Genomic DNA, 8717 nt, shown 5'->3' with positions numbered 1-8717 from the left:
AATGTGAGACCAGTCATATGATCTATTTCATTAGTCAATTCATATTTTTTGGATGGTTTTCTCTTTTTAACTGTAGCTTTCATGCTAGTAATCCTATTCGTAAGAAGGTTTCTATTGACACCCTATAAGGGCGTCGGGTGCTAGAAACACGGCGAATAGTCCGCTGTGTGCTTTCCCCTAAAAAGGGTATTGTATAACACACTACACCCGACATAAATCGTTATATGCCAATGATAGCATAAAAGAAAGTCAGTATTTTAAAAGGCATGGGAGAGGCTGTATCGTAACCTATCCGCTATTCGCTAAGTGTTTCTACACACTTGACGCCTTTCTAAACGAACCTTTCCTTAATGTCAATACGTATTTTTTATTTTTTTCACTTTTTTTCATTTTGATACTTACCTAATTGAATACCAAGTGCTTTCTCTAGCTCGTTGTCTATATCATCATAAGTTTTCACTGCTTTAACTGTACGTTTTTTGATTTCCCTATTCACCTCGTCTATCAACGCTTCGCAACTCAATACGCTTCTTGGCAAATCACCACCGTATATCCAAGCTTTCACTTGCGCCTTGGTACTGTAATCAACATTCTCAGGCATCTCATGATACTGACCACCGTCAAATTCTTCATATTCTCTTGTACCATCATCATATTCGTAAAGATTGTAAAAATACTCTGCTACCCCTAATCCCCATGGGGCATGCCCCACCGCCGTTGCAACGAACTTTTTCCCCCCCTTCTGTTTACGTTTTCTTAAAAACATTTGGTTTAATATCCCCTATCTAAATCCATAACTTTACCAATGGGTTTATTTGCCTCAAAATGGACCGTACAGAAGCGTTTTTAATTTCAATGTGGTTTTTATCGCAAAATCTTTAAATCGCTCTGTACGGTGCCTTTCTGTCAATTTAAACGCATATATATTCTCAAAATCATCAGCAAACTTCACTACTTTGCTGTTTTTTCGGATCCTTTTAAATACGATTTCATGACTGATGCTTCCGAAAAAAGCTCTATTTCTGATCCATAAGTGTCTTTAAGCGTAGATCGCTGTTGGGGGTATGCTAAATCTTTCTGAAAGCTTATTTGCGAAATTGTTTGATGATGATTTATAGCATGCGGTTGCATATAGTTTTTCCGTTTCTAATTTTTTGTGTTTCTTAATTACCAATCCATATTCTGGATGCGTAATCCAATTATCCCAAGCGCTTTGCCAATCGCGTTCATTTGCATTTCGACATGGATTGGTTTTTGAAAAGCGTATAAATTTTTCAAATTCTGATAAGGCTTCATCATGCGTTAATCCTTGTTCAGTTGCGTATTGAAAATCGGGTTTGAAATCTTCTAGTATTCTTTCAACTTCTTGTTTTTCCCTTGTTTTCTTGCTTTCTTCAAAAAAGTTTGCTTTCTCTGGAAAATAAGCAGGCATCATCGTGTCAAAGATTTCTGAAAGTTTTTTTCCAACCTTTTTAACTTTTCGTGAAGGCAATTTCGCAATCATCGCTTCGTTAATTTGCCATCGGTTGTTAACTTCGTTTGAAAGATTGATATTTTGCTCGCGAATGATTGGTTGTTTGGTTTCTATCGTTTTGATTTGTTCTGATTGGCTTTCAACATCACACTCGATTGCCTTTTCAACAAAATCGTTTGTTTCTAAATTTTCAAAATCAATTTCTCTTTTTGATAAAATAATATTTTTATTTTTTTTGTTATTGTTATTGTTAATGTTATTGTTAATGTTATTGTTATATATATAGGCATCATTAAGCATCGCTTTAGCATCATGCTTAGCATGCTTAGCATCATTAAGCATCGTTTTAGCATCATTAAGCATTGCTTTAGCATCGTTTTTATCAGTATTTTCAGTAACTTGAGCATCATCACAAGCATCACAAGTATAAGTTGTATGTTTATCCCATCTTGCCTGCGCTGCTTTCTTTGCTCTCTCCGATAATCTCTTTGATCGTGATGCTTTTGATACCTTTTCTAAACTCTCATGAGAGTTAGAAAGCTCTTCTTCAACATCTAAATTCCACAAGCGACCATCTGCTAAACGAATGAGATATCCTTCTTCAAGCAAAACATTCAGTGCCGCTTCAAACTTCTTCACTGAATAACCAGTGTAATTAGATAAAACTTTAATATTATAAAAAAGAGGTTCACCAGTACGCAACATACGTAACCGTAATCGCATATAGATATTTCCCTCTACAGCAGGCAAATAATCAACAACAATTGCCCACTGGTCTGCAAAAAGCCTCGTCCATGGTAATTTAATGGACATACCCCAATTCCCTTTCTTTAACTAAATATAAAATTGCTAAAGCATCTGCTTCGTTGTCATCTTTCGGATTGTGCCCTTTTGCACGCACCGCCTTAATCATCTCTTCTTTCGACGCATTCCCCTTGCCTGTCGTCGCTTTCTTAATCGTACTTACTGGTATACCCTCATACGGTATCTGATGCTGTTCACACCACGCCGTTAACGTTGCTAACAAACCACCGTAAACATGCGCTGCATCTGTACCTTTATGACGCCTCACCTCTTCAAAATACACCACGTCAATTTGACCTGCTGTCTGCTTTATTTCTGATAGCCATTGTTTAAAACGCAAGTAACGCATTCCACCGCCTTCAAAACGGCGTGATTGAAAATTCACGGTACCACTGAACATGTCACCACTTGCACCACGTATCGCCCACCCCGTTTTGGTACCTAGATCAAAACAAAGAATCGTGTTAGTCACAACGCCGCTCCATACATAATGTGTTTTATATGATTGTTTTTTTCAAAAAGCGGGCTGAGAAAAATATGGAAGATACACCAACAACATATGAATGTATTTCTTTAATCATTAGTACGTTCTCTCTACTTTTTGTTTTGTATAAAAGCTACAAAGAACAAAAAGAAAAATGTTTAGGACAAAAGTTGCAAAACTGTACTGTACGTACAGTTTTTGAACATCTGTCTCCAAAGCATCCTAGTGACCTTGAAGGTGAATTGGAATTAGCCATTTACAATCCTACAAACCAAATAATCAAAATAAATCACATAAAAATACCTAAAAAACACCCATTTATATTTACTGAAGCACTCTACCCAGATCCTACCGAAGGTATCTCAGATTCTAAAAAACGTAAAAATGGAAAGAAAATCGCTTTAAAAAGCGAAAAGCATATTGATTTAATAGACCCAAAATTAGATCCTAACCATTTGGGATTTTTTGATCTTTTTAGTATAAAAGCCAAAAGTAAATTGACTCTTTGGTTTACCATACACCCACAAAAACCATGTTTAAGAAAACCTATAACCATCGTAGTTGAACATACCTCATGTAATAATCCAGAAAAAACTCTTGAGACCACTTTTTGTCTTGGTTTTTTCCGTTGGACAGATGAACAGGACAAAGCTTGGGAAAACGGGATATCTAAAGGAAAAGAACTTATGGATAGTTCTAATAACTACAACCATATTCCGCACTCCCAATAATAACGGAGTCGCTCCCATATTCTACGGTGCCAAGGTAGAGATGCCATGTATTGTTGTGGTGTTAACATAGACAATTTATAAGTCGTATTGGAAATGTAATTAAAGTTTGGAACTAGGTGATCACCACGTAATCTGCCGCCACCAAAAACAGCCCCTAAACCACTAATCCAACAATTACCTTCGTGACTGAGGTTCTCTTCACTCTCTACCCAGCCACCTAAATCACCTTTCTTTACTTTGCCAAAGCTTCTCAATGCTCGTATTCGGTGTAACTTGAAAGGACCGAGATCAACTGTATCGTCTGTAAGTTCGTATTTCTTTTTACTACTATTAACTAAATCACAACCACTAATAAAACCTGTATCAATCCATGCATCACCACACACACGGGCATTTTCACAAATTATTGCTGTACCGTATACATGTGCATTACCAAAAACTTTAGCATCAAAATAAACAATGGCATTGCCATAAACATGAGCGTTATCATAAACGTTGGCATTACCAAAAACCTTGGCTCGACCGTAAACCCTAGCACTACCATAAACCTTTGCATCGTCCCCAACCCAACAGTCTCCCTCATGACTTAAATTGCTTTCATTTTCAATAAAGCCACCTAAGTCACCTGCGTACACATCTCTAAAATTTCTTAAAGCACGTATACGATGAAGCGTAACTCCATTAACTTCGATTGTTTCATCAGTAGATTCATACTTCTTTTTAACTGTCATCTTATCCACTCCTCACTTACCCTTCTTCTTACTCTTCTTATTCTTATGAGGCGGCGCTTTTACTGCTTCATCACGCGGCTTAAGCTCTTGCTTCAGTTGTTTAATTTCCTTGTCACGTTCTTCAATTTCCTCGTCGTCATGTTCTTCTATCTTTTGTTTCAATTCTTTAATTTCCGTATCACGTGATTGCACATCTGCTTTTAGTGCCTGTATCTTTTCACTTTTCCGTTTAAAGTCTTCTCGGTACGCATCTATCTTTTGCTTAAGTTCTTCAATTTTCTCGTCGCGTTCTTTAATCTCTTGCTTCAATTCTTTAATTTCCGTATCACGTGATTGCACATCTGCTTTTAGTGCCTGTATCTTTTCACTTTTCCGTTTAAAGTCTTCTCGGTACGCATCTATCTTTTGCTTCAATTCTTTAATTTCCGTATCACGTGATTGAACATCTGCTTCGAGTGTCATTACAACTTCACTTACATTTCTGAACGCCTTTTCATGCTCTTCAGTCTTTTGTTTCAGTTGTTTAATTTCCTCGTCACGTTCTTCAAGATCTGCATCACATTCATCAATTGTCTGCTTGCTTTCCTTTAAATACCTAAACTCATTCTCTTTCATTTTTTTCTTAATATCTTGAACCTGCTCTTTAAGTGCTTTAACTTGGTTGCGATAATGCAATGCAATACGAAACATCACTCCGCTTAAGAGCAAAACTGAAACCACTGCTATCCATAAAATTTCATTCGAACTCATCTTTATCTCCTTAATGCTGTAAAGTTTCTCCGGTGTGATCAACACCGCAGCTCTTGCTAATTTTCGACAATGGGGGGTGTTGCTCTTGCATTAATCTCTGCAAGCGCTCGGGATAAAAAAAATCTTCTGGACGCAAATCTATTCCATGATCACGTGCGTAATTCAAAAGCATAATTTGGTATTTAGCTGGTATAATTCCGCCTTTACCCTCTAGTTTTTTTAAAGGATAAGTCCATTTATAAACAGCAGACACATGGCATTGAGAAATCAATGACACACGTTTCGCACCGCCTAAATATTTTATAATCGTACCTGCTGAATTTTTGATATTCATTTTAATTTCTCTATTTATCAAACGGGCATTTATTCGATTATAGAAAAAATGTCAACATTTTTTCTAAAATAGAAATGTTGATATTTTTTAAAACAATAGGAATATTGATAAGTATGGATATTCAAAAAGAAATAAAAATTTGGGCAAATGAAAAACTTAAAACAATGGGTCATGGGTCCCGAACTGAATTAGCTAAACATATGGGACTTCATACATCTGTTGTATCTAAGATGCTTTCTGTCGATGATGATAAAGAAAGTAGAAGCATATCTGCTGATGAACTCGTTAGATTAACTTCATTTTTTAAAGCTCTCCCCCCTCATTTTATACCCGATAATTGTGATGATTATTTTTTAAAATTATATTCCTCGGCAAAGCCAGAGCATAGAAAAGCCGTCATTTCTTTTCTGCGATCTTTGCAAGAAGAAGATGGAAAATAACCACCCGTTTTTGCTCATTTGTTAATGACGAAAATATTTTTAGAGCTTTTTTAGACTGCTTCATACAGAATTTTCTCCACATTGAAATGAAAATTAAATTACTTTTTTGTGTAGACTATTTGTCTATCACTAAAAAAATTTTTTTCTGTTTTAGAAAAATTATATTGACTTATTCTAAAATCGAAAATATGTTCACTCCATATCTTAGAAAATAACTTTTGCCAATAGGCAGTATGGAGGCATTTGTGAATAAACCAGTGTTTATAAATTCTGATGAAATTCTCTTAGTCATCTGCGAAAATGAAGAGCAAAATCTCGCTAAATCTGGTCCTTTCTTAGAAGAAAGTGACATGATCAAATTTATCGACCAAGCCGATAATGCTGTCCAAATTTTGCGTATTGAACCAACGACTAATCGTTGCGAAGATATCTCTGAAGATATTGCCGAATTCTATCTTAAAGAATGTGAAGAGCAGTGTTTCAACGGAAACATTCCTCACGATTTTATTCTACACAGCACAGCATACGGTTTTTTTTTAGATGATATAAAACAGCGCGAATATGATGATGCAATGTATGGTTCTTACGAAAAACAACACCGTTTGCGTCCTTGTGATGTGCTTTAAAAGCTAAAGGCGTTTTTAAAAGACGCCACCTTTTCAAAAAATTCACCCCACAATGCAATGCCGTTCTTTTGCAAGAACGACAAAGGCAGAATCTAACTTAAAGGAGTAAAACCATGGAAAAAAAATACGAATTTACTGATGAAACAATCAATGTTGATGGCAAAATCCTTCACCGTATACGTGCTTTAAGAAACTTTGGTGATGTCGAGAAAGGCAACCTAGGAGGCTATATCGAGAAAGAAGACAACCTAAGTCATGAAGATGATTGTTGGGTAGATGGTGATGCCAAGGTGCTTGAAAGCGCTACCATTTTTGATAATGCCAAGATATTTGATGGCGCCTGTATTAGTGGAAATGCTACGGTTTGTGATAAGGCACAAGTTTACGATAAGGCACAAGTTTACGGTAACGCCAAGGTTTACGACAATTCTCGTATTTATGGAAGTGCACAAGTTTACGATGATGCACGTGTTTACGATGATGCACGTGTTTACGATGATGCACATGTTTACGATGATGCAGTCATTTACGTTAATGCAAAAGTTTGCGGTGATGCCAAGGTTTATGGAAAAGCAAGAATATACCATGACGCCGTAATTTCCGAACATGCACGCGTTTATGACAATGCAGAAGTTTTCAACAACGCTACAATTTCGCACGTTGCATCCGCTTGTGACAATGCTCGTATTTTCGGTAAAGCAAAGGTTGGTGGTTGTGCCGAAATTTATGATGGAGCACATGTCTCTGAAAAAGCTAAAGTTGGCGGTCACGCAAAAATCTCTGGAAATGCCCGTGTGTTTGGTGGTGCAATAGTTTGCGAGAATGCCGAAGTAACCGGAAATACAAAAGTATCTGGAAATGACACTGTTTTAAGATAAGGGCGACTTAAACCATGGAAAAAAAATACGAACTTACTGATGAAACAATCGAAGTTGGGGGCAAAATCCTTCACCGCATTCGTGCACTGAGAGATTTGGGGGACGTCAAGAAAGGTGATCTTGGCGGCTATATCGAGAAAGAAGACAATCTAAGTCATCATGGTAATTGCTGGATTGGGGATTATGCAAAAGTTTACGGTAATGCCAAGGTTTTTGGTAATGCTAAGGTTTACGAAAATGCACAAGTTTACGGTTATGCACATGTTTACGGCAATTCTCGTATTTATGGCAAAGCAGAAGTTTTCGATGAACCATGCATTTACGGTCATGCAGAAGTTTACGGTGATGCACATATTTGCGGTGAACCGCACGTTTTTGATAATGCAGAAGTTTATGGCAATGCACAAGTTTACGAAGAGCCATACATTTACGATAGGGCGCGTGTTTACGGCAATGCAGAAGTTTCCGGTGATGCGCATGTTTACGGTCATGCAAAAATTTACGGTGCAGCATGTGTATGTTGGGACGACTGGATTGATGGCAATAAAAGAATCTCAACTGGAGAAAAGACCAGATGAAAAAATACGAATTTACTGATGAAAAAACTGTGTTTGATGGAAGAACTCTTCACCGAATTAGAGCATTAAGAGACTTTGGATATGTCAAAAAAGGTGACCTCGGCGGTTTTATAGAAAAAGAGAGCAACTTAAGCCATAAGAGAGACTGTTGGATTTTTGGCAATGCACACGTTTACGGTGATGCCAAAGTTTATGATGATGCGCGGGTTTATGGGAATGCACGCGTTTATGGCAATGCACAAGTTTTTGATTATGCCGAAGTTGGTGGTGCTGATGTTGGAGATAATGCCAAGGTTTTTGACTATGCGCGGATTTATGGGAATTCTGTTATAGGGAAAAGTGTACACGTTTACGGAAATGCTAAAATTTACAATCAAGCATATATTTGCTGTCGTGTAGACATTGCTGGAAATTGTAAAATTAGTGGCTCCACCGTAATCGTAGAACGTGAGAAATAGTAATCATGGAAAAAAAATACGAATTTACTGATGAAACAATCGAAGTTGATGGATACCTTACGCTTTACCGCATACGTGCATTAAAAGATTTTGGTGATGTTAAGGCTGGGGACCTTGGGGGCTTTGTAGAGTATGAAGACAATTTAAGTCAAAAAGACGATTGCTGGATTTATAATGATGCCAAGGCGTATTGTTGTGCCAAGATTTACGATAGTGCTAAGGTTTATGATAAAGCACAAATTGGTGATTGTGCCGAGATTTTTGGCAATGCAAAAATTTATAATAACGTCAAAATATATGATGGACATATTTTTGGACACACACAAATTTATGGAAATGTGATTATTTATGCCGATTCAAGAATTTATGGCAATGTAAAAATTTATGATAATTCAGAAGATTGTAAACAAACTATGACCGCCCAGAACG

Annotated in this window: 13 protein-coding genes; 7 read left to right on the top strand and 6 right to left on the bottom strand. The window is 36.9% G+C overall.

Features of this window, described 5'->3' with window-relative positions; all coding sequences use genetic code 11:
- Window positions 1-376: 376 nt before the first annotated feature.
- From ACFING_RS08525 to ACFING_RS08515, 3 genes are all read right to left on the bottom strand, one after another.
- Window positions 377-766, bottom strand: coding sequence for a hypothetical protein (locus ACFING_RS08525; protein ID WP_375630475.1), 390 nt, complete (start codon window positions 764-766; stop codon window positions 377-379).
- Window positions 767-1039: 273 nt separating this feature from the next.
- Entirely contained in the window at window positions 1040-2287 is a 1248-nt protein-coding gene (locus ACFING_RS08520) for a hypothetical protein (RefSeq protein ID WP_375630474.1), read from the bottom strand.
- Window positions 2277-2750, bottom strand: coding sequence for a crossover junction endodeoxyribonuclease RuvC (locus ACFING_RS08515; RefSeq protein ID WP_375630473.1), 474 nt, complete (start codon window positions 2748-2750; stop codon window positions 2277-2279). Before ACFING_RS08515 ends, ACFING_RS08520 begins: the two co-directional genes overlap by 11 nt.
- A 29-nt stretch (window positions 2751-2779) precedes the next feature.
- Between ACFING_RS08515 and ACFING_RS08510 the strand changes: the two genes are divergently transcribed.
- Window positions 2780-3493 carry a hypothetical protein gene (locus ACFING_RS08510; RefSeq protein WP_375630472.1) on the top strand — a complete coding sequence of 238 codons (714 nt, stop codon included), beginning with the start codon at window positions 2780-2782 and terminating at the stop codon, window positions 3491-3493.
- Here the strand turns inward: ACFING_RS08510 and ACFING_RS08505 are convergent.
- Genes ACFING_RS08505 through ACFING_RS08495 form a run of 3 tightly spaced genes read right to left on the bottom strand, consistent with a single transcriptional unit; the run spans window position 3466 to window position 5308 of the window.
- Entirely contained in the window at window positions 3466-4224 is a 759-nt protein-coding gene (locus ACFING_RS08505) for a hypothetical protein (protein WP_375612681.1), read from the bottom strand. The genes ACFING_RS08510 and ACFING_RS08505 overlap by 28 nt on opposite strands.
- A gap of 12 nt (window positions 4225-4236) precedes the next feature.
- Complete coding sequence (locus ACFING_RS08500) at window positions 4237-4974, bottom strand: hypothetical protein (protein ID WP_375630471.1); 738 nt, start codon at window positions 4972-4974, stop codon at window positions 4237-4239.
- Between the two features lie 10 nt (window positions 4975-4984).
- Complete coding sequence (locus ACFING_RS08495; protein WP_375630470.1) at window positions 4985-5308, bottom strand: hypothetical protein; 324 nt, start codon at window positions 5306-5308, stop codon at window positions 4985-4987.
- 113 nt (window positions 5309-5421) lie between these two features.
- Between ACFING_RS08495 and ACFING_RS08490 the strand changes: the two genes are divergently transcribed.
- The 6 genes from ACFING_RS08490 to ACFING_RS08465 all read left to right on the top strand — a co-directional run.
- Window positions 5422-5748: a hypothetical protein gene (locus tag ACFING_RS08490; protein WP_273721234.1), complete on the top strand. Its 327-nt coding sequence runs from the start codon at window positions 5422-5424 to the stop codon at window positions 5746-5748.
- A 245-nt stretch (window positions 5749-5993) separates the two neighbouring features.
- On the top strand, window positions 5994-6374 hold the full coding sequence (locus ACFING_RS08485) for a hypothetical protein (RefSeq protein ID WP_375630469.1): 381 nt from the start codon (window positions 5994-5996) through the stop codon (window positions 6372-6374).
- A 113-nt stretch (window positions 6375-6487) separates the two neighbouring features.
- A complete protein-coding gene (locus tag ACFING_RS08480; RefSeq protein ID WP_375630468.1) occupies window positions 6488-7252 on the top strand; it encodes a hypothetical protein in 765 nt (254 codons plus the stop codon).
- 14 nt (window positions 7253-7266) lie between these two features.
- Window positions 7267-7830 (top strand): hypothetical protein, encoded by a 564-nt coding sequence (locus tag ACFING_RS08475; protein ID WP_375630467.1) that lies wholly within the window; start codon window positions 7267-7269, stop codon window positions 7828-7830.
- Window positions 7827-8288 (top strand): hypothetical protein, encoded by a 462-nt coding sequence (locus ACFING_RS08470; RefSeq protein WP_375630466.1) that lies wholly within the window; start codon window positions 7827-7829, stop codon window positions 8286-8288. The genes ACFING_RS08475 and ACFING_RS08470 overlap by 4 nt, the downstream gene beginning before the upstream one ends.
- A 5-nt stretch (window positions 8289-8293) precedes the next feature.
- On the top strand, window positions 8294-8717 hold a 424-nt coding region (locus tag ACFING_RS08465), incomplete at its 3' end, for a hypothetical protein (RefSeq protein WP_375630465.1).

The organism is Bartonella sp. AP150HLJHH (assembly GCF_042196385.1).
GTDB lineage: Bacteria > Pseudomonadota > Alphaproteobacteria > Rhizobiales > Rhizobiaceae > Bartonella.
This window is presented reverse-complemented; position numbering and strand designations above follow the sequence as displayed.

Bases quoted from the DNA above. Each gene is read 5' to 3' on its own strand.
- ACFING_RS08475 (WP_375630467.1), top strand. From the start codon at position 7,267: ATGGAAAAAAAATACGAACTTACTGATGAAACAATCGAAGTTGGGGGC.
- ACFING_RS08495 (WP_375630470.1), bottom strand. From the start codon at position 5,308: ATGAATATCAAAAATTCAGCAGGTACGATTATAAAATATTTAGGCGGT.
- ACFING_RS08505 (WP_375612681.1), bottom strand. From the start codon at position 4,224: ATGACAGTTAAAAAGAAGTATGAATCTACTGATGAAACAATCGAAGTT.
- ACFING_RS08525 (WP_375630475.1), bottom strand. From the start codon at position 766: ATGTTTTTAAGAAAACGTAAACAGAAGGGGGGGAAAAAGTTCGTTGCA.
- ACFING_RS08520 (WP_375630474.1), bottom strand. From the start codon at position 2,287: ATGTCCATTAAATTACCATGGACGAGGCTTTTTGCAGACCAGTGGGCA.
- ACFING_RS08510 (WP_375630472.1), top strand. From the start codon at position 2,780: ATGATTGTTTTTTTCAAAAAGCGGGCTGAGAAAAATATGGAAGATACA.
- ACFING_RS08470 (WP_375630466.1), top strand. From the start codon at position 7,827: ATGAAAAAATACGAATTTACTGATGAAAAAACTGTGTTTGATGGAAGA.
- ACFING_RS08490 (WP_273721234.1), top strand. From the start codon at position 5,422: ATGGATATTCAAAAAGAAATAAAAATTTGGGCAAATGAAAAACTTAAA.
- ACFING_RS08500 (WP_375630471.1), bottom strand. From the start codon at position 4,974: ATGAGTTCGAATGAAATTTTATGGATAGCAGTGGTTTCAGTTTTGCTC.
- ACFING_RS08480 (WP_375630468.1), top strand. From the start codon at position 6,488: ATGGAAAAAAAATACGAATTTACTGATGAAACAATCAATGTTGATGGC.